Source organism: Tatumella sp. JGM118 (genome assembly GCF_018257515.1).
In the GTDB taxonomy this organism is placed as follows: Bacteria; Pseudomonadota; Gammaproteobacteria; order Enterobacterales; family Enterobacteriaceae; genus Tatumella; species Tatumella terrea.
Window position 1 is genome coordinate 48,932 of record NZ_JAERJR010000012.1, and the last position, 22,474, is coordinate 71,405.

The following is a 22,474-nucleotide window of genomic DNA, read 5'->3' on the forward strand; positions in this document are numbered from 1 at the left end:
TCGTTTTTATCGTTGTTGGTTTGACACCGCAGATTGTGCAGTGCGTTTATTTTGCTCTGTTACCAGACGATAGAAAGTTTCACCGGGACGAATCATTCCCAGCTCATTACGTGCCCGCTCTTCGATAGCTTCCGAACCTCCGTTCAGATCGTCTATCTCCGCGAACAACTGATCATTGCGCGTTTTAAGTTTGGCATTGATTGCCTGCTGAGCCGCGACTTCCTGATTTACCGTGGTGTAATCATGAATACCGTTTTTACCCAGCCACAGCGAGTATTGCAGCCAGCCAAGTAAAATCAGTAACAATATTGTCAGTTTTCCCATCCCCGCCCCCTGAAAAACCGCTCAATCATCCCATAACTTTCGGCAGGACTCCACTGCGGGAACCAAAATGTCGTATTTTTCATGAAAATTCTGTAATAAAAATGCTGTCTTAACCGCAGCAGTATGGCTTTTTTGCAGAAAAGATCCTCAGGACAGGCCCTAATTCCAGCCGGCAAGGAAGGAAAATAACACCCAGAAAAGAGAAATCACAATCAGAAGCGTAAATACCAAGGTCAGTAGCAGACGACGGTTAAGCCAGATGCAGAACGCAATCCCGACAATGACTGACACCGGTAATAATGCCAGAAAGAACGGCCAGGTATACATAAAGAAGAACAATACACTGGCACCAAAGTAGAAAAATGGCGTTGCCAGCGCAAATAAATACGCAAAAAAACCAATAATTCCCCCGGAAAGAGAGACACCGCTGCCCTCTTCCGGCGGAACTGATTGTCTGGCAAGCAATGAAGTGACGTTCTGCATATCGATCCTGTATTCGGTTACAGGGCAGCAATTCGCCCTGTCATCTCAAAGATCGATAATATCTTTCCTGCGTAACAGATCGATGATTTCGTCACTCAGTTTTGTAACGAATTGTTCGCCATCAAGATGCAGTTCAGGCTGCTCAGGGGCCTCATAGACCGCATCAATGCCGGTGAAATTGGTCAGCTCTCCGGCACGGGCTTTACGGTATAACCCCTTCGGATCCCGCGCCTCACAGACGTGCAGCGGGGTATCCACAAACACCTCAATAAACTGATCCCCGTCCAGTAATTCCCTGACCATCTGCCGCTCACTGCGGTGAGGGGAGATAAAGGCGGTCAGCACCAGTAATCCGGCATCGGCCATCAGTTTTGCCACTTCACCGACCCGGCGAATGTTCTCTTTCCGGTCTGCATCGCTGAACCCGAGATCGCGACACAGGCCGTGACGAACATTATCGCCATCCAGCAGGAAGGTATTGACCCCCTGCTGAAATAACTGCTGTTCAACCGCATCGGCCAGGGTCGATTTCCCCGACCCTGACAGCCCGGTAAACCAGACGACGGCGCCACGATGACCCTGTCGCTGCTGGCGATCCTCCCGCGTAATGCTGTGAGGATGCCAGACCACATTCTCATCATGCTCAGCCATTAACGGCCTCCGGAGAGGTCACGGGCACCCCAGTGCGGGAAATGCTTACGGACCAGCGCATTCAGTTCGCGTTCAAACTCGCTGTACTGATGGCCGGAGGTCGCCTCTGCCTCATCACGTAACGCGGAGATCATCCCGGCACCCACCGTCACATTACTCAGACGGTCGATAAAAATCAGTCCGCCGGTGACCGGGTTGGCAGTGTAGGGGTCGATCACTAACGGTTCATCGAAGGTCAGAACCACTTTACCGATACCATTCAGCGGTAATTCATCAACCGCCGCCGTCTCCAGGGTGTTGATATTGACCTGGTGAACAATATGGTCCACGGTCGCCCGGGCCTGCTTACCGGCGACTTTAATGCCGTAGGTTTTTCCGGCGATCAGCGGAGCTTCTGCCATCCAGACCACGTCCGCCTCGGCAGATTGCACCGGCTTCAGGGTTTCCTGTGCATCGACCAGCAAATCACCGCGGCTGATATCCACTTCATCACTCAGGACCAGCGTAACAGCCTCCCCGACCGAGGCTTCCTGCAGGTCGCCGTCAAAGGTGACAATCCGGGCAATGGTCGAGCATACCCCGGAAGGCAATACCTTCACGGCCTGCCCGGTACGGACGGTGCCTGAGGCCAGAGTCCCGGCATACCCGCGGAAGTCCAGATTCGGGCGGTTCACATACTGCACCGGGAAACGCATCGGTTGATCAACGGTCGGCGGCACGATTTCCACCGTTTCCAGAATCTGTAACAGCGAAGGCCCGGTGTACCACGGCATATCCTCGCTGCTGATGGCGACATTATCTCCGGTCAGTGCAGAAAGGGGCACAAAACGGATATCCAGGTCGTCCGGCAGCTGGCTTGCAAAATCCAGGTAATCCTGACGAATATCATTGAAGACCTGTTCACTGAAATCCACCAGGTCCATCTTATTCACCGCCACCACCAGGTGTTTGATCCCCAGCAGGGTTGAGATATAGCTGTGGCGCCGGGTCTGGTCCAGTACCCCTTTCCGGGCATCGATCAGCAAAATCGACAGATCACAGGTCGATGCGCCGGTCGCCATATTCCGGGTGTATTGCTCGTGTCCCGGGGTGTCGGCGATAATAAATTTACGTTTTTCGGTAGAGAAATAACGGTAAGCCACATCAATGGTAATGCCCTGCTCACGTTCCGCCTGCAGCCCATCCACCAGCAATGCCAGATCCAGCTTTTCACCCTGGGTTCCGTGACGCTTACTGTCAGTCTGCAGTGATGAGAGCTGATCTTCATAGATCTGACGAGTATCATGCAGTAACCGGCCGATCAGGGTACTCTTGCCGTCATCGACGCTGCCGCAGGTCAGAAACCGCAGCAGACTCTTATGTTGTTGTGCGGTCAGCCAGGCTTCCACTCCGCCCTGAGCCGCAATTTCCTGTGCTAATACTTCATTCATGGCAGTGTCCTCAGAAATATCCCTGGCGTTTTTTGAGTTCCATAGACCCGGACTGATCACGGTCAATCACCCGGCCCTGGCGTTCGCTGGTTGTGGAAACCAGCATTTCCTCAATGATCTCCGGCAGTGTTTCCGCCTGCGATTCGACGGCACCGGTCAGTGGCCAGCACCCGAGCGTACGGAAACGCACCATGCGGTTTTTAATTTCCTCTCCGGGTTTGAGATCGATACGGTCATCATCAATCATCATCAGCATACCGTCACGCTCCAGCACCGGGCGTTCAGCGGCCAGGTAAAGCGGCACGATTTCGATGTTTTCCAGGAAGATATATTGCCAGATATCCAGTTCCGTCCAGTTAGACAGCGGGAACACGCGGATACTTTCGCCTTTGTTGATCTGCCCGTTGTAGTTATGCCACAGCTCAGGACGCTGGTTTTTCGGGTCCCAGCGGTGAAAACGGTCACGGAAAGAATAGATACGCTCTTTCGCACGGGACTTCTCTTCGTCACGGCGTGCGCCGCCGAAGGCTGCATCAAAACCATACTTATTCAGCGCCTGTTTCAGGCCTTCGGTCTTCATGATGTCCGTGTGTTTGGCACTGCCGTGAACGAACGGGTTAATTCCCATCGCGACCCCTTCCGGATTGCGGTGAACCAGCAACTCGGCACCGATCTCTTTCACGGTACGGTCACGGAACTCGTACATCTCACGGAATTTCCAGCCGGTATCCACATGCAGCAGCGGGAAAGGCAGTTTCCCCGGATAGAAAGCTTTCCGGGCCAGATGCAACATCACTGAGGAATCTTTACCAATGGAATACATCATCACCGGGTTGCTGAACTCGGCAGCCACCTCACGGATGATATGAATACTCTCTGCCTCAAGCTGACGCAGATGAGTCAATCGTTTCTGATCCATACAACTTTTCCTCAAACAGAAGGGTTCAGCCGCGGGTCGTCGTCGACCTGCGATGATGAAGTTTGAAACCAGGCAAGCTGATCCTGTAACAGAACCACCTCACCAATAACCAGTAATGCCGGGGAAGGAGCCTGCCGTGCAAGCTCACCCAGTCCGGCCAGAGTGCCTTTACTGACCTGCTGATCTGCTCGGGTGCCGCGACTGATAATCGCCACCGGCGTCTGTGGCTCCCGGCCATGAGCAATCAGCTCGCGGCTGATGGTCTCCGCATTCATCGCCCCCATATAGATAGCCAGCGTCTGACGCGCCCGGGCCAGAGAAGGCCAGTCAAGCTCGCTGCCCGGCTGGCAATGTCCGGTAATAAAAAGCACACTCTGCGAGTGGTCGCGGTGCGTCAGCGGAATCCCCGCATATGCCGTCGCCCCGGAGGCCGCCGTGATCCCGGGGATCACCTGAAAAGGAATGCCGGCCTCTGCCGCAACCTGTAATTCTTCGCCGCCACGACCAAAAATAAACGGGTCACCGCCTTTCAGGCGGACCACCCGTTTACCTTCCTGCGCCAGCCGGACCAGTAACCGGTTGGTCTCTTCCTGGATAACCAGGTGCGCCCCTGCCCGTTTACCGACACAGATACGCTCCGCATCCCGGCGGGTTAATTCCAGAATCTCGTCACTGACCAGATAGTCATACAGTACGACATCGGCCAGTTGCAGTACCTGTAACCCGCGCAGGGTCAGAAGTCCGGGATCTCCCGGGCCGGCACCGACCAGATAAATCTCCCCTTTCGGGGTGCTGTACTGCTGCAGTTCCTGCTCTGCTATTTTTTCTGCTTCCTGCTGGCGGCCGGCCGTGACCAGTGCCGTGAAACGTCCGCCGAACAGGCGTTCCCAGTAGTAGCGCCGCTGGGTGACATCCGGTAAATGTTGCTTCACCCGGTCCCGCCATTCCCCGGCGATCCTTGCCACCTCGCCGAGACTTGCCGGCAGCAGAGATTCCAGTTTTTCGCGCCAGAATCTGGCCAGTACCGGAGCTTTCCCGCCGGAAGAGATCGCCACCACCAGCGGTGAACGGTCGACAATCGAGGGAAAGATAAAGCTGCAACGCGCCTGATCATCCACCACGTTGACCAGCTTCTGCCGGTGCTCTGCGGCGTCATACACCCGCTGATTCAGAGCATTGTCGTTGGTTGCCGCAATCACCAGAAACACCGCATCCAGCTGCGTCTCAGCAAATTCTGTCGCCAGCCAGGTCAGTTGTTGCTGCTGACGCAGGGTTTCCAGCTCTTCACAAAGCTTCCGCGCGACCACAAGCACCTGCGCGCCGGCGCGATTGAGCAGACTAATTTTTCGTGCAGCAATGTCCCCGCCGCCCACCACTAATACGGGCCGGCCACGAAGCTCTGCAAATAGAGGAAGGTAATCCACGGTCACCTGGTTGTTATTTACTTAGAATAATAATGACTATACGACTGCCACGGCAGGTTTGAAATGTCGATTTGGAATGAGCAGTAACCTAATGGAATATGCAAAGCTTATGCGTATTCTGAATAAGCCCCGTTACCCCCCGTCCCGGCAGGCTGTTTAGCGCAGAAGAAGCGGGCAGACTCCGCCGTTCCGGCCGGATTTTTCGGCAGGAAAAATTAATTTAACTTATTAATCAGCAGACTAAAGGGCATTGCCTGAACAGGCGATCCGCCAGCGACAGAACACAGAAACGCTGCACGACACCGGGAGTCCCGTGCAGCAACCGCTTAACCTTCGTGCAGACCGCACTCACGTTTCAGACCAAAAAAACGTGTTTCTTCTTCGGCCATACCAGGCTCCCACTTGCGGGTGGTATGGGTATCCCCCACCGACAGATAGCCCTGGTCCCATAACGGGTGGTAAGACAGCCCGTGTTGTTTCAGGTACTGATAAACCTGGCGGTTATCCCAGTCAATGATCGGCAGAATCTTAAATACGCCGCGCTGGACAGAAAGTACCGGTAATCCGGCACGACTCTGCGATTGTTCACGGCGAAGTCCGGCAAACCACGTCGATGCCTGCAGGGTTTCCAGGGCGCGGTTCATCGGCTCGACTTTATTGAGCGTATTATACTTTTCGATACCCTCAACGCCCTGCTCCCAGAGTTTACCGTAGCGGGCCTCCTGCCATGCCGGGGATTCGGTGGCACGAAATACCTGTAAATTCAGCTGCAACTGATCCGTCAGACGGTCAATAAACTGATAGGTTTCCGGGAACAGATACCCCGTATCGGTCAGGATCACCGGGATATCCGGTCGCTGACGGGTCACCAGATGCAGACAAACCGCAGCCTGAATCCCGAAACTGGAACTGAGCACCACATGACCTGGCAGATTCTCCAGTGCCCATGCTACCCGCTGTTCTGCGGTCAGCGCTTCCAGTTGCTGATTAACCCCGGCAAGCGCCTGCTGCTGTGCTGTTTTGTCCAGTACATTCAGTTCGGATAACCTGAGAGACATAGCTACCTCCGTTATTCCCAGAAATCACGGGCAGGATCGAGAACCGGTCGGATAATCCCCGCCCGAATCACATAATCGCCGAACCCTTCGTCCGCCTGACGTTCGGTGGCCCAGCGGCCTATCAGTTCATCCAGTACCGACAGAATTTCCTGCTGATTAATATTTTCACGGTACATGCGCGGAATACGCGTACCGATACGGTTGCCCCCGAGATGAAGATTATAGCGGCCGGGGGCTTTACCGACTAAGCCGATCTCTGCCAGCAGAGCACGACCACAGCCGTTCGGACACCCGGTCACCCGCAGGACAATGTGTTCATCGCCCACCCCGTGACGGGACAGAATAGTCTCCACCTCATCCACAAACGCCGGCAGGAAGCGTTCGGCTTCGGCCATCGCCAGCGGACAGGTCGGGAAGGCCACGCAGGCCATGGAGTTTTCACGCTGCACACTGACCGATTCCATCAGGCCATGTTCACGGGCGAGATCTTCGATGATCTGCTTTTGCGATTCCGCCACCCCGGCCACGATCAGGTTCTGATTAGCCGTCAGGCGGAAGTCGCCCTGATGGATCTTCGCGATTTCCGCAATCCCGGTTTTCAGCGAACGGCCCGGATAGTCCAGTAAACGGCCATTTTCAATAAACAGGGTCAGGTGCCATTGATTATCGATCCCTTTGATCCAGCCAAAACGATCGCCACGGGTGGTAAATTCATACGGACGGACAGGTTCAAAACGGATCCCGGCACGTTTTTCGACTTCGGCTTTAAAAACGTCAACCCCGACCCGTTCCAGGGTATATTTGGTCTTGGCATTTTTACGATCGGTCCGGTTCCCCCAGTCACGCTGGGTGGTCACCACGGCGGTGGCGACATCGAGCGTTTTATCCAGCGGCAGGAAGCCGATTTCGGTCGCGGTACGGGCATAGGTCGCTTTGTTGCCGTGGTCAATGGATAATCCACCGCCCAGCAACAGGTTGAATCCCGCCAGTTTGCCGTTTTCGGCCACTGCCACAAAGTTCATGTCATTGGCATGCAAATCAACGTCATTGTTCGGCGGAATGACGACCGTGGTCTTAAATTTACGCGGCAGATAGGTCTCACCGAGGATCGGTTCTTCATCGGTAGTCGCTACTTTTTCCTGGTCCCACCAGATTTCCGCATAGGCACGGGTCCGGGGTAACAGGTGCTCAGAGAGACGTTTTGCCCATTCGTAGGCTTCCTGATGTAATTCCGACTCGACAGGGTTCGACGTACAGAGCACATTACGGTTCACGTCGTTTGCCGTCGCCAGAGCATCGAGCCCGGCTTCATGCAGCATCTGATGCGCCGGTTTGACGTTTTTCTTCAGGATCCCGTGGAACTGGAAGGTCTGACGGTTGGTCAGACGGATGCTGCCATAAATGGTTTTATCGGTGGCAAAACGGTCAATCGCCAGCCATTGCTGCGGGGTGATAATCCCGCCCGGCAGACGACAACGCAGCATCATGGCATGACGCGGTTCCAGTTTCTGCGCTGCACGGCTGGCACGGATATCGCGATCATCCTGCTGATACATGCCGTGAAAACGGATCAGCAAAAAGTTATCGCCGCGGAATCCGCCGGTCAGACCGTCGGACAAATCATCGGTAATGGTGCCGCGCAGAAAATGGCTCTCTTTTTTCAGGCGCTCGGCATCCGTCAGTTTGCCTTCGACCACTAACGGTCCGGGATTTTTATCACTCATTAGTACACATCTCGCTGGTAACGGCGCGCCACGCGCAGCTCACTCAAATATTCGTCGGCAGCATCGCTGTCCATCTGCCCCTGTTCGGCAATGATCTCAATCAGGGCCTGTTCAACATCCTTCGCCATCCGGCTGGCATCGCCACAGACATACAGATGCGCACCTTCCGTGATCCAGCGCCAGACTTCGGCCCCCTGCTCACGAAGTTTATCCTGCACATAGATTTTTTCCTGCTGGTCACGGGACCAGGCCAGGTCGATACGGGTCAGCAGGCCATCTTTTACATATTTCTGCCATTCGACCTGATAGAGAAAGTCCTCGGTGAAGTGCGGGTTACCGAAGAACAGCCAGTTTTTACCCTCTGCGCCGTCATTGTCCCGCTGCTGGATAAACGCACGGAAAGGGGCAATGCCGGTACCCGGGCCAATCATGATCACCGGGGTTTGCGGGTTTTCCGGCAGACGGAAATTATCGTTATGTTCGATAAACACCCGCACCTCGCCATCTTCTTCCAGCCGGTCAGCCAGGAAGCCGGAGGCTCCGCCGCTGCGTTCGCGGCCTTCGATGTCATAACGGACAACACCGACCGTGATATGCACCTCATCTTCGGCTTCGGCCTGAGAAGAGGCAATCGAATAAAGGCGTGGCGTCAGCGGTCGTAACAGTTCTGTCAGTTGCTCTGCCCGTAATTCCACCGGGGCATGGCGGACCATATCGACAATCGGCCACCGTTGCGCATAGGCCTGTAACGCGGCCTTATCCCCGGCCATCGACAGTAATTCACTGTGCCCGGAGAGATGGGCATATTTTTCCACGATCTGCGCGGTATTAACCGTCAGTTCAAAATGCTGTTGCAAAGCCGTTGCCAGAGGCAATGACTGACCGCCAACACTGACCTGCTGCTTTCCGTCCAGCCATAATAATCCCAGCAGTTCTTCCACCAGTTGCGGGTCATTCTCAAACCAGACGCCCAGTGCATCCCCTGGCTGATAACGCAGGCCGGAACTGCCAAGGTCTATCTCCAGATGACGGATATCTTTCTGCGAATCATTGCCGGTGATTTTCTGGCTGACGGCCAGCGACGCGACCAGGGGTTGTTCTTTGGTATACGGGGTACTGTCAATTTCGTCGCTGGCACCACTGGCCGCCTGTGACACAGCCGTGTCGGAGACCGCCGGTAACCGTTGCTGCAGTAATGCCACAATCTCCTGACGCCACTGATCGGCCGTCGCCTGATAATCGACATCGGCATCACCCCGGGTCAGCAGTCGTTCTGCCCCCAGGTCAGCCAGACGCTGGTCAAAGTCTTTACCGGCCTGACAGAAAAACTCATAAGAACTGTCGCCCAGGCCAAACACCGCAAACGCCGTCGCTTTCATTTCCGGGGCTTTTTTCGACATCAGGTATTTATGTAAGGCCACAGCCTCTTCCGGCGGTTCACCTTCCCCCTGGGTCGAAGTCACTACCAGCAGCCATTTTTCCTGAGCGATTTGCTTAAACTTATAATCGCCGGCATTCACCAGTGAGACAGCCACGCCGGTGGTCAGCAAGTCGTCCCGTAACTGCTCCGCCAGTCGCCTGGCATTGCCGGTCTGTGACGCGGAAATAATGGTCACGGTCGGCGCCGGAGCAGCCTGCGGAGTTGCAGAGACAGCAGGGGCAGCGGCGACCGGCGTATCGCCGCTTAACCGTCCCCAGAAATAACCGGAAAGCCAGGCCATCTGGGTCGCAGAAAAATCCTGCGTCGCAGCCTGTAATTGGGCGAGTTGTTCTGCCGAAAGCGGAAGCTGTGGGGCCTTGTTGGTCATTGCGTTTCGTAGTCCAGTATCAGCGGCGAAAAATAGAATCAGAGAATGTAAGGTTAACGGAGAGAGTATGCCCGTTAAAGACAGCTTATGCATATCACATAACCAAATTGCCTAACGGGTTTTATCACTATTATTAACCAGTAAAAGTGGTAAGAGATAAAGGTTTGTCAGCTGCCGGCGACGTGACGTGGTTAGCGGGGGGAATATCAGGGAAAAGTGTGAGAAATGCCGGGTTTTGCGGTAGAATCTGCGGCTTTTACATCCGGGAAGAATTATGTCAGTTACTACACTCTTTAAAGAATTTCAGTTCGAAGCCGCTCACTATTTACCCCATGTCCCGGACGGACATAAATGCGGACGCCTGCACGGGCACTCTTTCCTGGTCCGGCTGGAAATCACCGGGGAAGTGGACCCGCATACCGGCTGGGTGATGGACTTTGCCGAACTGAAGGCCCGCTTCAAGCCCCTGTATGAACAGCTGGATCATCACTACCTGAATGAGATTGACGGTCTGGAAAACCCGACCAGTGAAGTGCTGGCGGCCTGGATCTGGCAGAAAATGAAGCCGGAATTACCTTTGCTCAGTGCGGTGATGATCAAAGAGACCTGTACCGCAGGCTGTGTCTATCGCGGACAGGCATAACGCAGAAAAGTACAGACTCACCGATGCCGGCTATCCTCAGACCGCCGGCTCCGGGTCAGGCAATGTTCAGATACTTATGTGTCTGCATCGATAATCGCCAGTTGCGGGCAATACACGCAGAGATACAAAGCTCCGTCGCCTCTTTCTTACAGCTGATCGGCTGCAGCGCAATAATACGGGACTTATCGTCCTCAACCTGCGCCAGCAACTGCTCCAGAGCTTCGATATCCCGTTCGCGGGCCACCGGATGTTTGATCTCATCCGCACGGATCAGCGCCGGGGTCAGCACATCATAGCCGCCGCGCATATTTACCTTCGGTGAAACGGTGACCCAGGTGTCTTCAGAACACTGGATCGGGTGCGTACCGCTGGTTTCAATCTGGCAGCTATAGCCAAAGGCTTCCAGCGCGGTGGTCAGCGGCCGCAGATCATAGATGGCCGGTTCGCCTCCGGTGATCACCACGTGGCGTGCCGTCCATTGCTGCTCGCTGATAATTTTCAGCAGCGTCAGCGGTTCAGCATTGCCCCACTGCTCGCTTTCGGCCGTCTTCACCAGAATATCCCCCACCGGGACCTCTTTGTCGGCGAATTTTTCCCAGGTATGCTTGGTGTCACACCAGCTGCACCCGACAGGGCAGCCCTGCAAACGGATAAAAATGGCCGGAACACCGGTATAAAAGCCTTCGCCCTGAAGGGTTTGAAACATTTCGTTAATCGGGTACAGCATCACTTGCTCAATTATGACAAAAGATAATCGACCATTATTACAGATCTGCCGCCGCAGATCATGTCTGATCCTGCGGCGACCGCACGCGGTGATCGCCGCCGGCCGGATCAGTCCACCGCCAGGTGACCGGTTTCATCACTAATGATCCCTTTAATCAGTTTGATCAGCGAGTCGCTCTGCGTTGCGGTTTTTGCCCGGGCGCTGCCGGTACAATTATCGGCCCAGTATTTCACCCGGCTGACGGCATTATTCGTGGAGACGTAGTAGAACTCGACTTTGCTGGTCCGGGTCTGCGGACGGGCCAGCAGCCCCTCTTCAATTTTGCGACACAGATTGTAGGTTTTAAGGTACTTATCGGTCACTTTTTGCGGATGAAGATTATCGTAACCGTCCGAGATCATAATAAACACCTTACGCCGGTTGGTGCCTTCCATCATCACCGGCACCGAGCGCACCAGGGCCGTGGACAGGTGGGTCCAGCCGTAAGGCTCCATTGACTGAAATTCGTGCAACTTACCGGCATCCCCCGTCAAAGGGATAAGCCAGGCTTTCGGTGCCCGGTTCACCATATTGTTGGTTCGCGAATTCCACCACCCTGCCTGACGACACATATGGTTATACCCCCAGGAATAGGTGCCATCCAGCGGTGTCAGTGGCATGGGCATCGTGATAATGGCCTCATCGGAGAACATTTTTTCGAGGGTTGCCGGATAATCGATAGCATCGTCGTGTTCGATGGTATAGGTGGAGAGTTGCTTATATTGGGTCTTTGCCGCACGGAGATATTCCCGCTGAATAATCTCCTGTGACCTTTCCGAAAATATATCGTCATCCGGGTAACGCGTGTCATAACAGCTGTACTGATACTTCCCCGTTTTCTGACCGTAACTGCTGTTCGTCCGGCACCAGGCCGCCTTCATCGATGTATCACCGACGGCGGGCGACGATGCCGCCACATAGCCTTTGTAATAATTGTAGCGCGCCTCATCCATCAGATAATTTTGGCGGTTCAGCGCCTGATAGGCAGAGGTCGTTGCCGTGCGTTTATCGGCCCAGAAAGCATAATTCACCTTCCACTCCTCTTTCGGGACAAAAAGCACGCTGCAACCGAGATTGGCTCCGCCACGGACATTTTTACCCGGTAATTTGACGACCACACCGGTACTGAACGGAACAATCGCAATGCGGGATTCAGGGCTGGCGGAGACGACATAATTGGTTATCTCATAAAAGACACGCTTCAGCATCCGCATCGGGGCACCCGCCTGGGAGGCCGAAAAGTCGACCACAAAAACATAGTCAGCCGGCTTCGATATGTATTTTTTTACATGGCCCTGACCGGCACTGAGCGTGTAATCATGACTGTTGCCGGTCACGGTTTTGTAGCTGAACAGGTAAGGCAGATCCAGGGAGACCGCCACATTGTAATAGGTATAGCGGATATCCGAGGAGGCCTGATTAAGATCCTGATCGACGGTGAAGGCGATCTGCGGCGAGCCTTTCATCGCCGGGAAATAGTATTTCATCCACGCGGTGACCAGCACTTTAGCGGCGGCGATTTCTTCCCGCCCCTCGGCGGTCCGGTTGTCATTGACAAGGGAGGATGCCGATACCGCCAGTGATGCCTCCGAGGCGGCATCGGCCATTCTGGCTTTACTGGCCAGTCCGGCAGCACTGTTAATACCCAGCGATAGCAGGGCAATCAGGATCGGTAACAGGATAGCAAAAGGAACGACCAGCACGCCCCGCTCACCGGCCAGGCAGGAAATTAACGCTCTCAGCTTTTTTATAAACATTTCCGTATGTCTTCCGCGGTAGTGAGGTGATAGAAGCGCCGGGATTTCCCCTGCTGGCAGAATAAGGCGGGCAATGACAGCGGCCGGTATTTTGCCACCCAGATACCGGACGTATCCCGCAGGTATCGGGCGGCCCCGGATAACGCCGGCCCGTCGGGAGCAATATCGATCAGCGTGACTTCCAGCTGACGTGACAGCGTGCGACTGTAATAGAGTTGCCGGTTAATCTCCCGCGCCAGCCGGTGTTCTTTCCCCTGCTGCGTGTTAAGGAAAATAATGGCCTGTCTTTTCTGCCCGTCCTTGCTTTGTGCGGCCTCACTACCGGAGGGGAAGGCTCCCGTCAGCAGTAACAGCGCACAGAGTATGCCCGGCAATCGCGTAATAAGTTTCATGTTGCTCCCTGCTTAGCGTGCCAGCACGATATTACTGACCGTGATGGTCTCCGGTAAGGCGCCGGTGCGGCGTAACAGTGCAGACAGACTGCCCCGTGGAGCCGGAATACTGAGAGACACCTGGTAGAGCGGTATCCAGCGACCACGAATGCTTAACGGGGAGAGTTGCAGGTTCGCCGTCAGGGCCGGTGCATTGACCTCACATCGGGATTTTCCTGCGCTGGCTTTCTGATATTTATCGACCTGCCGGGTGGCGGAGTCTTTAAAACTGACGCTTTCCAGCCGGACGCAGAGCGAGGATGCCGTACTGTCCTGTGCCAGAAATTTTGCCAGTGAAGCCAGCTCCGTCACTTCACTGCTGCCGGGCGTTTCCTGGCCGTTATATAAGGTATTACGCTCACGGATAACGGCCGCCAGAGAGTAATTGATCCGCTCCGCTTTGCTGCGGGCCATTATCCAGAATCCGTAGTCCATGGCGGCGACGGTGAGTACCGACAGAAAGACAAAGATAAACGCCGCCTCCACCACCACGGAGCCCTGCGGGTTACGGACAAATGCCCCGATGCGCTGCCTGACATCCATATCATTCATTCCCTGATTCATATTCCTGCACATACAACAATTGGCGGGAAAGGTAATTATCCAGCGAAGCAAACAGATTATTGACGGCGCTATTGCCGGTGAAGGTAAATAACAGCGGACGATAACGATAGCGGGCCGAATACAGGGCCAGCGGGACGTTCCGTCCATCCGAACTGCTGCAGTTGCCTTTCATCGCCGCGCTGACCGAGTTGCAATAACGTACCGTCAGGGTAAAATTACTGGCATCAATAAACATCTTCCAGAAACTGCTCTGCTGACGGATATTACTGGCAAAGATATCCGTGTAATTACTGTCCCGGCTCTCGGTACGGGAGGTGATTCTGGCGGCTTCGGATAAGGTGAGATCGATAGTCGCTGATACGTAGACGAAACGGTTTACCTCGAAGAAGAGGAAGATAAAGAAAATAAAAATAATAAAGATAAAGGAGAACTCAATGGTGATCACTCCCTGTTCTCCTCTGACCCGCCGCCCTAATGCCCTGATGCTTTTTTTCATCGTCCATCCTTTACTGCGTCTGACATTGAGTTGCATCAAAAGCTCTGCACGCGGAACAGATCCGCGACCAGCATGTCCGGATTCTTCGCATAATTACCGCGCTTAATGATCTCTTTGGCGTAACGTAAATCTCCCGTTTTCGCCAGAGCAAAGGCCAGGTTGTGTTCCAGTTGCGGGTTATGGTAACCCCGCAGATAAACCGGCAGCAGCATCTGTACGGCCTCGTGATACCGTTTCTGGACGATATAGACCATCGCGATATTGTTAACCACGGACTCTTCCTGGTAATAGGCGTTGCGCGCCGCATCAAAGCTCAGTAGCGCGCTTTTCAGATCGCCGTTTTCCGCCTGAATCACCCCCTTCAGGTTCAGCGCCTCGCCGCTGTTTTTATCTTTATTCAGCGCCATACCGACGAAATTCAGCGCTTCTTTATATTTTTGTAAGGAGCTGAGATTTTTACTCTGCAGCAGATAGACTTTTGTCGCCGTATTATTCCCCATCAGTTTATTCAGGTGGTACAGCGAGGATTTATAATCTCCTGATAAATAATAATATTCCGCAAGCTGGTAGCGGATTTCCGGCGTATCATTAGCCTTCAGCGCCTGTTGCTTCAGGCTGATAAGCCCGGAGTAATTTCTGGCTTTCAGCAGTAATTGTTCGTCGCCTGCGCCGCGGGGCAGAGAGAAGCGCTGCCCCCCGAGGGTGGCCGATGGCTCACTGCACCCGCTGATAAAACTCACCACAATGGCGAAAAACAATGTTGTTATCCTTAACTTACCCATTGGACATCACCCTCATCACCCCCGGTGCAGCGACAATCACCACGACGGGAAACATAAAAAACAGAATCAGCGGTACGCTCATCTTGGCGCCGAGCTGGCCGATTTTTTCTTCGGTCCCCAGCAACTGAACTTCCCTGATCTCCCGGGCCAGTTCGATCAGTTGCTCATACATGGATGAACCGTAACGAATACTTTGCTGTAACATGGCACAAAACATCCGCGTCTCAGCGGAAGGCAATTCACGGTAAAAATGGTCCAGCGCCACACTCAGTCCGCTGACCTCGGTGCGCCTGACCAGCCGGGTCAGAAACGGGACAAAGTCAGGGTTAATTCCGTCCATTTTGTCGGCCAGAAAACTGAACGCCTGTTCGATGGTCATCCCGCACTGCACACTCACGGCCAGCAATTCGATCATCCACGGTAACTCTGCACTCAGTGTTTTTACCCGTCGTTTGACAAACATCGCGCGGGCCATGCCGGGCAGGATAATGGTCGCGACCAGACTGAAAACACCGGCCATCAGCCAGGATTCACGGCTCAGCACACTGCCGCTGACCCGGAACCCGCCCACGATGAGGCCAAAGGCCAGAACAGCAAGCAGTACTTTACTCAGCATGCTGGCATCCAGCCGGCGATAGAGATTCAGTAACGGGTTGTTCTGCTCAAGCACCGCTTCCGTATGATGATGCTCTTTCAGTTGCTGTATTTTCAGCTGATGTATCCCGGCATCCACCACCTTCATGGCTTTCTGCAGTTTACTGGCCCGATATTTTCGTTCTCCGTGGACGATAGCGACCAGTGCAATACCGGTCACGGCAATCAGTAATAACGGACTCATCAGAGCTTCCTCATCAGAAATTTAATCACCAGCAGACCGAACAGTTCACTGCCAATCAGGTAATAGAGCAGTACCTTTCCCCGTTCATCGTGCAGCACAAACTCAAAGTTTTCCGGGCTGATAAATTTCAGCAGGATCAGAAAAATAAAGGGAATGGCCCCGGTGATCCGCGCGGACATCCGCATTTCCGAGGTCATGGACAGCATTTTCTTTTCCATCGCAATGCCGCTGGCAATGGAACGCTGAAGTTTTGCCAGCACCTCTCTCAGACGGCCGCCACTGTTAATGTTCAGCAAAATGGCCACAATAAAAAAATAGTATTCCCGGTACGGATAATGCTGCCAGGACTCCATAAACACCGTCTCCGCCGGTTCCCCCAGGTTCAGACGACGGGAAAGGGTACGGAACTCGCTGGCCAGCGCATTATCACGGCTCTGGCTGTAATCGCTCATCGCCTGCAGAAACGTGCGTCCTGAGGAGATGGCTCCGTTAATGGTGGTCAGCGCCTCACTGAAATCGGCAGAAAACTGCTTTCTGCGCCGCTTTTTCAGCATGCTGTAAAACACCACAAAACAACCGATCCCCGCGACACCGGCAACCCAGCTGGCCGGAAAACCAATATAAAGCCCGTTCAGTACGATGATCCCCGACGCGGCCAGTGCCGGCACGGCCAGATGCTTCACCAGCATGACCAGGCTGCCCGCATAAAATACCCGGTAAACCCCGGCCAGCCTTGCCAGCATGATGTGCCGCAGCCGGGACGGGAGGGAAGCCCGGGGATTTTCGCTCCCCTTCTGACTGATCAGGGATTGCAGTGTCTGCCGCCGTTGTACCGACCGGGACAACGCCTTCCGGGTTGACTGATTCCGCTGCAGTACCAGCCATAGCACCAGTACGGCGATGATCAGGGAGGCCAGGAACAGAACGTTCATCGCTTAACCAAATACCGTTTTCAGTAAGGTATCCAGCCCGTGTTCCCGCGCCCGTGTCACCACACTGGAGCGTCCGGACAGGCCGGGGGTGGTAAAATGCCCCACCACTTTTCCCTGCACACTGTCATCCACCTCAAAGCTGAAAATGTCCTGCAGCACAATGGTGTCGCCTTCCAGCCCCATAATTTCGCTGATCTGAGTGATCTTTCTCGAACCATCATGCAGGCGGTTGGCCTGAATGATCAGATTTACTGCCGAGGTAATATTGCGGCGGATCGCTTCGATGGGCAGGCTCAGGTTGGCCATCATGACCATGTTTTCCAGACGGGCCACCGCATCGCGCGGTGAGTTTGCGTGCAGCGTGGTCATCGAACCGTCATGCCCGGTGTTCATCGCCTGCAGCATTTCGAAGGTTTCTCCGCCACGGCACTCCCCGACGATGATCCGATCCGGACGCATACGCAGGGTATTAATCATCAGATCCCGCATAGAGATCTGACCGCTGTTCTCAGCCCCCGCCATACGTGTTTCCAGCCGGACCACATGCTGCTGTTGCAGCCGGAGTTCCGCGGCATCTTCCAGCGTAATAATGCGTTCATCGCTGTTGATATGCTGCGACAGGGCATTCAGTAAGGTGGTTTTACCGGAGCCGGTACCGCCGGAGATCACGATATTGCTCTGGCAGCGCACCGCGATAGACAGAAAATTCGCCATCTGTTCATTCATCGCCCCCCAGTTCACCAGATCCCGCAGCGTACGTGATACCTGGCTGAACTTACGTATCGAGATGGACGTCCCGTCCAGGGCGATGGGATTGATCACCACATTCAGCCTGCTGCCATCACTCATCCTGGCATCCACCAGCGGCTGGGATTCATCCACACGGCGACCGACGCGACTGACCAGACGCTTGGCGATCTCCGTCAGTTGCTGGTTATCGACAAACTTTTTACCGGTAAAGACCAGCTTTCCGCCCCGCTCCACAAAAATCTTATCCGGCCCGTTGACCAGAATATCGCTCACCGATTCGTCTTCCATCAGTTCGCGCAGCGGCCCGACCCCGAGAATTTCATCGGCCACCGCAGACGCCAGCTCCCGGGTCTCCTCCGCCGGCAGATACTGGTTCAGCTCCACACTCATCCGGTGCACGGCCTGCGAGATCTCCCGGATCAGCGCAGTACGATCGTCCATCAGTTTGTCTATCTGATCCAGATCCAGCCGGGGCAGCACATTGCTGCGTAAACGGCGGGCTAACGCTTCATATTTCGGGTTCATGGTTAATCAGACTTCCTTGTCAGACGCTGTTTCAACACGGATAACAGAGAGGGTTGGGTCAGTTCTTTTTTCTTACCCAGTAGCAGATAGGTCATACTTTCCAGTATCGGACGGAATTTACCATTGACCTCCAGGCTCAGGGAGGGGTCGCCGGCTTTCAGCAGGTAAGGGATAATAATGTCCGCCTGCTGCCCGACAAGATCCCCCATTTCCCGCGCAATCACTTCCCCGTTAATCTTCGGATGATGCTGATTAAAACAGAGGTAAAGCCGTTTAATACCGTTATTACTGTTCTGCAGGTGCGCATTCGCTTCGATAATCTTTTTGGCGACGCGGATAGATGACAGGTCACGGTCGCAGATCAGCAGCACGCTGTCGGAATGGGTCAGGATATTTTCGATGTTTTCATCAGAGGCGTTATAGGCACTGAAATCAAACACCACACACTGATGCCGGTCGTATAACGGATTATTAAAAAACCAGGCATTGTTCGGTTCTTCGTACATGGCGAAGAAATTATTTTGCAGCAGAGTCACCTCATTACTGATGGCCACCCGGGAGATCAAATCCAGATTACGGCTGCCGCCGCAGCCCTGAACCAGCAGGGTCGCCGATTGCCTGATCCGCGCGATATTCTCTGCAATGTGATAACTCAGCCGCGAGGTACCAATACCGCCTTTACACCCCAGAATGGAGAAACGGATCGCGCTGTTTTTGTCACGGAATGTCTGTTTCCCGGAGGCCAGTAACGCCCCTATCGCATTGAGCTGGGAGGGATAATGACAATAGCTGATGCCGTGCTGCATAAAGCTGTCTGCCCGGGTCAGGGAATCCTGTTTGCCTATCGCTATCTGAAAAGCGCTGCGGGAAATATGCAGTTCCAGTAAACCGGCGATGACTTCAACGTCATCCTGTTCACCGACTTCAAAAATCACCCCATCCACATTGCCGGATTCCGTATATTTCTCCAGCTGCGAAACCGTGCCGGCGAATTGTCGTACCTCACCGGTGTTACGGATGGCCAGTTGCTCACAGACACTTTCCATCACCTCCGGATGGTCGGTGATCACCAGTATCCGCTCAGCGATCTGAGCCGGCTGTTTTTCTTTATCCGAAAATAACAACATCAGACCTCCCTGTCGCTCAGTGACGCCCTGCTGAATTCATTTCAGAGACGCGGCGATTATTTTCAACCGCACAGCCGATGCCGGAACCACTGTCGTAACGAAAATTGCTTTCCTGTAACTGACACAACGTATCCTGTTCGCCGGGACGGAGCAGCACGGTCACCAGCCCGGGCGCAGAGCGATTTTCACGGGCCTGGGCTTTCTCTGACCGGATGCTGTTTTCCGGCACACCGGCGGCGATCAGACGCTGTTTCAGCTGGCTGGCAACAGGGTCGGCATCATTCAGGTACCATTGCAGAAAAAGCGTTCCGGGTATAAAGCGATGAAACGAAACGACTTCCGCGACCAGGATTTCCTGGTCGATATCACTGCGGCCCTGTAACGTAAAGCGATACCCCTCGCTCGCCATTACCCCGCAACTCCATAATGCGATTAACAGCAGGATCCCTTGCCGCATAACTGCCTCACTAGTAAATGAAACCACCCTGTTCAAGGAAACTGACCACATTTTTGCCGCCATTGTCCCCGGATAAACTATGAATATTAAAATAGCGCTCCAGTAAGGTACTGCGTTGCCAGGCCGGTAAAGTGACCTGCGTCGATGAGACCGGCCTCACCAGCTTAATGGTGGCCACCACCACCAATTCTGTTTTTTCACGGTGGGCTGAGGTCGAGCGGAAAAATGCCCCCAGTACCGGGATATCGCCGATAAAAGGAACCTTCTTCAGCACTTCCTGTTCTGATTCGCTCAGCAGGCCGGCCAGCACAAAACTCTCGCCATCTGCCAGCTCGATGGTGGTCCGGGCCTTACGGGATTTCAGTGTCGGCAGATAGTAAGACTCAGAGGTTGAGGTGTTCTGGCTGTCAATATTGCTGACTTCCTGATAGATCATCAGCCGGACTTTCTGGCTGTTTTCCACCTTCGCGCCCAGTGTCATACGCACACCAATTTCTTTATATTCCACGTTGCTGCCATTGGATGAACTGGTCACCACGGGGATTTCCCCGCCGACCAGGAAATCTGCGGTCTCTCCCGACAGCACCGACAGGTTCGGTTCGGCCAGCACCCGGGCGACCGATTCATTGCCCAGCGCATGGATCATCGAGGTCAGTTCAGAGGCATTAAACTTCAGTTTATTGAGCACAAAGTTTCCGACACTGCCGGCTTGTCCCCACTCAATACCGAGGCTGTCGCTGTAACTTTTATTCAGCTCGACCACGGAAATTTTGACATTCACCTGATTGGCCTGCGGAAGACGCATCCGGTTCTGTAATTTTTTATAGCTGATACGGTTGAGCATCGCGATATTCACGTTGCCCAGGTTTTCCGTACTCATCTCGGTGGCCCGGGTTTCGCTTTCCATCCCCAGCGCTTCACCGACTATCTGATAAATGGCATCACGGCTTTCTTCATCCACGGCCACCCCGGATAAGACATAGCTTTCGCCGACTTTCCGCAGTTCAATGGTAGATCCCGGGAACTGATCCTGAATTTGTGACGCGAGTTTACCGACCAGAGGATCCACCACCACTTTGATCTTTCGGGTAGCATCGTTCTGGACCAGCAGGATCTCACCGACCCCGTTCCGGATACCGTAAATAACGACTTCACGGTCACTGATCAGGTTGTAGTCCACCACTTCCGGATCGGTGGTGAAAACCGTGTCGATGACTGTGTTCACCTTCAGTGTTCTGGCCCCGCCTTTTGACAGATAAAGCGTCTCGGCAGAGACACTGAGGGGGAACAACAGGCAAAACATGAGTAAGCATTTAAGCCACACTTTCCCGGCGATATTCGCGGAAAATCTGTTTTCGGGGCGTTTCATTTTGCTTTTCCTTGCATTTTACCGGGGGTTACCCTGGGTTGTTCTTCCCTGACAACCGGAAACAGCACCAGCTCATAGTGAGCCGTGACCAGAAATAACCGCTTCAGATCGGCCTGACTCAGTTCGATATCGACACTCAGTGAGCCTTTCCCCGCCGCGCTATCATCAACCTCAATCAGTGACTGACGTGCCAGCAGGGAAGCACTGGCTTTCCCGGGCCGGCTGATGACCCGGCGTGCTTTAAAGATACGGAACAGATTAAGCCGCGATTCTCCATTGATCAGCGAGCGGCGATGCATGCCCTGTGTCTCCGGCCTCTTTGCATCAAACCGCAGATACACATCCACCCAATCTCCCGGCCGGAGATGCTGAATAGCCCCGGTATAGCGTTCAGGGATCAGCGCACTGTAACGGATCATATTTTTACCGGGCTGCTGATCGGCCGGGTCGGTCAGGGCTATTTCCCCGGCGGAAAGACGTTCACCTGCGGCTTTATCCACCTGCAGATAGTATCCCACCGGCGAGTCCGGCATCCCCGACGGGGTCTCCCCGGCGGACCCTGTCTGCCGGGTAAAATCATCGTCTGTCAGACGGCTGCCGGCACTCAGTGCCCGGGCAGTAACGAAATACGTTACCTGTTTCTGTCCTTCCTCAGGATTATCCGACGGTGAGCTTTGGCCACTCATCAGCAAACCACTGGCGCCGACCACAAGTAACAAAACCGCGATAATAACTAACAGTCTCTGATTCACTGTTCATCCTGTTTATCCCAAAAGGTGAAATAAATATCCGCAACTGATTGCAACCCCATAGGGTAACGTTATTTCATTGCTGCTCCCTGTAACCTTATGGAGCAATACTGTTACCAGGATCAACGGCACACCAGACAGTGTGATTAAAAAAATGAACGCCGGAATGTCTGTGCCGGGTAAAGATAAACTCAGTGCGGCGATGAGTTTAATATCACCCGCCCCGATAATATTCGCCAGCACCAGTAAGACGCCCGTGACGATGATCATGACCGGCCAGATCAGGTTTACCGGCTCAGAATGCGTAAGTGCTGAAAGGAATGAAAACAGTGCGATAATAATGACAGTCCTGTTTTTTATTTTCCTGAACCTGATATCGGTATAACAGACACTGATCAGCAACAACAGTATCACGGTCAGACACAGCGTATTTATCATCTGCTTTATTCACAGGATAAGGAGGAAAA

Annotated in this window: 24 protein-coding genes; 1 reads left to right on the forward strand and 23 read right to left on the reverse strand. The window is 54.0% G+C overall.

All coding sequences use genetic code 11. The features are described from left to right. Positions 1-6: 6 nt before the first annotated feature. The 9 genes from ftsB to cysJ all read right to left on the reverse strand — a co-directional run bounded on the left by ftsB (position 7) and on the right by cysJ (position 9,821). Entirely contained in the window at positions 7-324 is a 318-nt protein-coding gene (ftsB, locus tag JK223_RS11810) for a cell division protein FtsB (protein ID WP_212714378.1), read from the reverse strand. A 159-nt stretch (positions 325-483) separates the two neighbouring features. Then, positions 484-807, reverse strand: a complete 324-nt coding sequence (locus JK223_RS11815) for a DUF3561 family protein (RefSeq protein ID WP_212714379.1) — start codon at positions 805-807, stop codon at positions 484-486. A 45-nt stretch (positions 808-852) separates the two neighbouring features. Next, complete coding sequence (gene cysC / locus JK223_RS11820; RefSeq protein ID WP_212714380.1) at positions 853-1,458, reverse strand: adenylyl-sulfate kinase; 606 nt, start codon at positions 1,456-1,458, stop codon at positions 853-855. Next, positions 1,458-2,888 carry a sulfate adenylyltransferase subunit CysN gene (cysN, locus tag JK223_RS11825; protein ID WP_212714381.1) on the reverse strand — a complete coding sequence of 477 codons (1,431 nt, stop codon included), beginning with the start codon at positions 2,886-2,888 and terminating at the stop codon, positions 1,458-1,460. The genes cysC and cysN overlap by 1 nt, the downstream gene beginning before the upstream one ends. Before the next feature lie 10 nt (positions 2,889-2,898). After that, the gene (gene cysD, locus JK223_RS11830) at positions 2,899-3,807 is read right to left on the reverse strand and encodes a sulfate adenylyltransferase subunit CysD (RefSeq protein ID WP_212714382.1); all 909 of its coding nucleotides are present in this window, start codon (positions 3,805-3,807) and stop codon (positions 2,899-2,901) included. Positions 3,808-3,818: 11 nt separating this feature from the next. After that, a complete protein-coding gene (gene cysG / locus JK223_RS11835; protein ID WP_212714383.1) occupies positions 3,819-5,231 on the reverse strand; it encodes a siroheme synthase CysG in 1,413 nt (470 codons plus the stop codon). A gap of 326 nt (positions 5,232-5,557) precedes the next feature. After that, a complete protein-coding gene (locus tag JK223_RS11840; protein ID WP_212714384.1) occupies positions 5,558-6,289 on the reverse strand; it encodes a phosphoadenylyl-sulfate reductase in 732 nt (243 codons plus the stop codon). Positions 6,290-6,300: 11 nt separating this feature from the next. Beyond that, the gene (gene cysI, locus JK223_RS11845) at positions 6,301-8,013 is read right to left on the reverse strand and encodes an assimilatory sulfite reductase (NADPH) hemoprotein subunit (protein WP_212714385.1); all 1,713 of its coding nucleotides are present in this window, start codon (positions 8,011-8,013) and stop codon (positions 6,301-6,303) included. Continuing rightward, the gene (cysJ, locus tag JK223_RS11850) at positions 8,013-9,821 is read right to left on the reverse strand and encodes an NADPH-dependent assimilatory sulfite reductase flavoprotein subunit (RefSeq protein ID WP_212714386.1); all 1,809 of its coding nucleotides are present in this window, start codon (positions 9,819-9,821) and stop codon (positions 8,013-8,015) included. Before cysJ ends, cysI begins: the two co-directional genes overlap by 1 nt. 274 nt (positions 9,822-10,095) lie before the next feature. Between cysJ and queD the strand changes: the two genes are divergently transcribed. Further along, positions 10,096-10,464, forward strand: a complete 369-nt coding sequence (gene queD / locus JK223_RS11855) for a 6-carboxytetrahydropterin synthase QueD (RefSeq protein WP_025902604.1) — start codon at positions 10,096-10,098, stop codon at positions 10,462-10,464. Positions 10,465-10,519: 55 nt separating this feature from the next. On the opposite strand, the gene queE is transcribed toward queD, so the two are convergent. The 14 genes from queE to JK223_RS17170 form a co-directional block, all read right to left on the reverse strand. Continuing rightward, entirely contained in the window at positions 10,520-11,191 is a 672-nt protein-coding gene (queE, locus tag JK223_RS11860; RefSeq protein ID WP_212714387.1) for a 7-carboxy-7-deazaguanine synthase QueE, read from the reverse strand. 107 nt (positions 11,192-11,298) lie between these two features. After that, a complete protein-coding gene (locus tag JK223_RS11865) occupies positions 11,299-12,987 on the reverse strand; it encodes a VWA domain-containing protein (protein WP_212714388.1) in 1,689 nt (562 codons plus the stop codon). Then, positions 12,978-13,379: a hypothetical protein gene (locus JK223_RS11870; protein WP_212714389.1), complete on the reverse strand. Its 402-nt coding sequence runs from the start codon at positions 13,377-13,379 to the stop codon at positions 12,978-12,980. The genes JK223_RS11865 and JK223_RS11870 overlap by 10 nt, the downstream gene beginning before the upstream one ends. A gap of 12 nt (positions 13,380-13,391) precedes the next feature. Continuing rightward, positions 13,392-13,982, reverse strand: a complete 591-nt coding sequence (tadF, locus tag JK223_RS11875) for a tight adherence pilus pseudopilin TadF (protein WP_212714390.1) — start codon at positions 13,980-13,982, stop codon at positions 13,392-13,394. Further along, positions 13,963-14,478: a TadE/TadG family type IV pilus assembly protein gene (locus JK223_RS11880; RefSeq protein WP_212714391.1), complete on the reverse strand. Its 516-nt coding sequence runs from the start codon at positions 14,476-14,478 to the stop codon at positions 13,963-13,965. The genes tadF and JK223_RS11880 overlap by 20 nt, the downstream gene beginning before the upstream one ends. A gap of 35 nt (positions 14,479-14,513) precedes the next feature. After that, entirely contained in the window at positions 14,514-15,260 is a 747-nt protein-coding gene (locus JK223_RS11885) for a lipopolysaccharide assembly protein LapB (RefSeq protein ID WP_212714392.1), read from the reverse strand. Further along, positions 15,253-16,098 (reverse strand): type II secretion system F family protein, encoded by an 846-nt coding sequence (locus JK223_RS11890; protein ID WP_212714393.1) that lies wholly within the window; start codon positions 16,096-16,098, stop codon positions 15,253-15,255. The genes JK223_RS11885 and JK223_RS11890 overlap by 8 nt, the downstream gene beginning before the upstream one ends. Beyond that, the gene (locus JK223_RS11895; RefSeq protein WP_212714394.1) at positions 16,098-17,030 is read right to left on the reverse strand and encodes a type II secretion system F family protein; all 933 of its coding nucleotides are present in this window, start codon (positions 17,028-17,030) and stop codon (positions 16,098-16,100) included. The genes JK223_RS11890 and JK223_RS11895 overlap by 1 nt, the downstream gene beginning before the upstream one ends. Before the next feature lie 3 nt (positions 17,031-17,033). Continuing rightward, the gene (locus JK223_RS11900) at positions 17,034-18,305 is read right to left on the reverse strand and encodes a CpaF family protein (protein WP_212714395.1); all 1,272 of its coding nucleotides are present in this window, start codon (positions 18,303-18,305) and stop codon (positions 17,034-17,036) included. A 2-nt stretch (positions 18,306-18,307) separates the two neighbouring features. Next, entirely contained in the window at positions 18,308-19,432 is a 1,125-nt protein-coding gene (locus JK223_RS11905) for a hypothetical protein (protein WP_212714396.1), read from the reverse strand. Positions 19,433-19,448: 16 nt separating this feature from the next. Beyond that, on the reverse strand, positions 19,449-19,889 hold the full coding sequence (locus JK223_RS11910; RefSeq protein WP_212714397.1) for a hypothetical protein: 441 nt from the start codon (positions 19,887-19,889) through the stop codon (positions 19,449-19,451). A gap of 10 nt (positions 19,890-19,899) precedes the next feature. Further along, the gene (locus tag JK223_RS11915) at positions 19,900-21,258 is read right to left on the reverse strand and encodes a type II and III secretion system protein family protein (protein WP_212714398.1); all 1,359 of its coding nucleotides are present in this window, start codon (positions 21,256-21,258) and stop codon (positions 19,900-19,902) included. Beyond that, complete coding sequence (locus JK223_RS11920) at positions 21,255-22,010, reverse strand: SAF domain-containing protein (protein WP_212714399.1); 756 nt, start codon at positions 22,008-22,010, stop codon at positions 21,255-21,257. The genes JK223_RS11915 and JK223_RS11920 overlap by 4 nt, the downstream gene beginning before the upstream one ends. Positions 22,011-22,022: 12 nt before the next feature. Beyond that, a complete protein-coding gene (locus JK223_RS17170) occupies positions 22,023-22,445 on the reverse strand; it encodes a prepilin peptidase (protein ID WP_212714400.1) in 423 nt (140 codons plus the stop codon). Positions 22,446-22,474 lie beyond the last annotated feature (29 nt).

Bases quoted from the DNA above. Each gene is read 5' to 3' on its own strand.
- JK223_RS11915 (WP_212714398.1), bottom strand. From the start codon at position 21,258: ATGAAACGCCCCGAAAACAGATTTTCCGCGAATATCGCCGGGAAAGTG.
- tadF (WP_212714390.1), bottom strand. From the start codon at position 13,982: ATGAATCAGGGAATGAATGATATGGATGTCAGGCAGCGCATCGGGGCA.
- JK223_RS11895 (WP_212714394.1), bottom strand. From the start codon at position 17,030: ATGAACGTTCTGTTCCTGGCCTCCCTGATCATCGCCGTACTGGTGCTA.
- JK223_RS11885 (WP_212714392.1), bottom strand. From the start codon at position 15,260: ATGGGTAAGTTAAGGATAACAACATTGTTTTTCGCCATTGTGGTGAGT.
- JK223_RS17170 (WP_212714400.1), bottom strand. From the start codon at position 22,445: ATGATAAATACGCTGTGTCTGACCGTGATACTGTTGTTGCTGATCAGT.
- JK223_RS11870 (WP_212714389.1), bottom strand. From the start codon at position 13,379: ATGAAACTTATTACGCGATTGCCGGGCATACTCTGTGCGCTGTTACTG.
- JK223_RS11865 (WP_212714388.1), bottom strand. From the start codon at position 12,987: ATGTTTATAAAAAAGCTGAGAGCGTTAATTTCCTGCCTGGCCGGTGAG.
- cysC (WP_212714380.1), bottom strand. From the start codon at position 1,458: ATGGCTGAGCATGATGAGAATGTGGTCTGGCATCCTCACAGCATTACG.
- JK223_RS11840 (WP_212714384.1), bottom strand. From the start codon at position 6,289: ATGTCTCTCAGGTTATCCGAACTGAATGTACTGGACAAAACAGCACAG.
- cysJ (WP_212714386.1), bottom strand. From the start codon at position 9,821: ATGACCAACAAGGCCCCACAGCTTCCGCTTTCGGCAGAACAACTCGCC.
- cysI (WP_212714385.1), bottom strand. From the start codon at position 8,013: ATGAGTGATAAAAATCCCGGACCGTTAGTGGTCGAAGGCAAACTGACG.
- cysN (WP_212714381.1), bottom strand. From the start codon at position 2,888: ATGAATGAAGTATTAGCACAGGAAATTGCGGCTCAGGGCGGAGTGGAA.
- JK223_RS11815 (WP_212714379.1), bottom strand. From the start codon at position 807: ATGCAGAACGTCACTTCATTGCTTGCCAGACAATCAGTTCCGCCGGAA.
- JK223_RS11905 (WP_212714396.1), bottom strand. From the start codon at position 19,432: ATGTTGTTATTTTCGGATAAAGAAAAACAGCCGGCTCAGATCGCTGAG.
- queD (WP_025902604.1), top strand. From the start codon at position 10,096: ATGTCAGTTACTACACTCTTTAAAGAATTTCAGTTCGAAGCCGCTCAC.
- JK223_RS11880 (WP_212714391.1), bottom strand. From the start codon at position 14,478: ATGAAAAAAAGCATCAGGGCATTAGGGCGGCGGGTCAGAGGAGAACAG.
- queE (WP_212714387.1), bottom strand. From the start codon at position 11,191: ATGCTGTACCCGATTAACGAAATGTTTCAAACCCTTCAGGGCGAAGGC.
- JK223_RS11910 (WP_212714397.1), bottom strand. From the start codon at position 19,889: ATGCGGCAAGGGATCCTGCTGTTAATCGCATTATGGAGTTGCGGGGTA.
- ftsB (WP_212714378.1), bottom strand. From the start codon at position 324: ATGGGAAAACTGACAATATTGTTACTGATTTTACTTGGCTGGCTGCAA.
- cysD (WP_212714382.1), bottom strand. From the start codon at position 3,807: ATGGATCAGAAACGATTGACTCATCTGCGTCAGCTTGAGGCAGAGAGT.
- JK223_RS11890 (WP_212714393.1), bottom strand. From the start codon at position 16,098: ATGAGTCCGTTATTACTGATTGCCGTGACCGGTATTGCACTGGTCGCT.
- JK223_RS11900 (WP_212714395.1), bottom strand. From the start codon at position 18,305: ATGAACCCGAAATATGAAGCGTTAGCCCGCCGTTTACGCAGCAATGTG.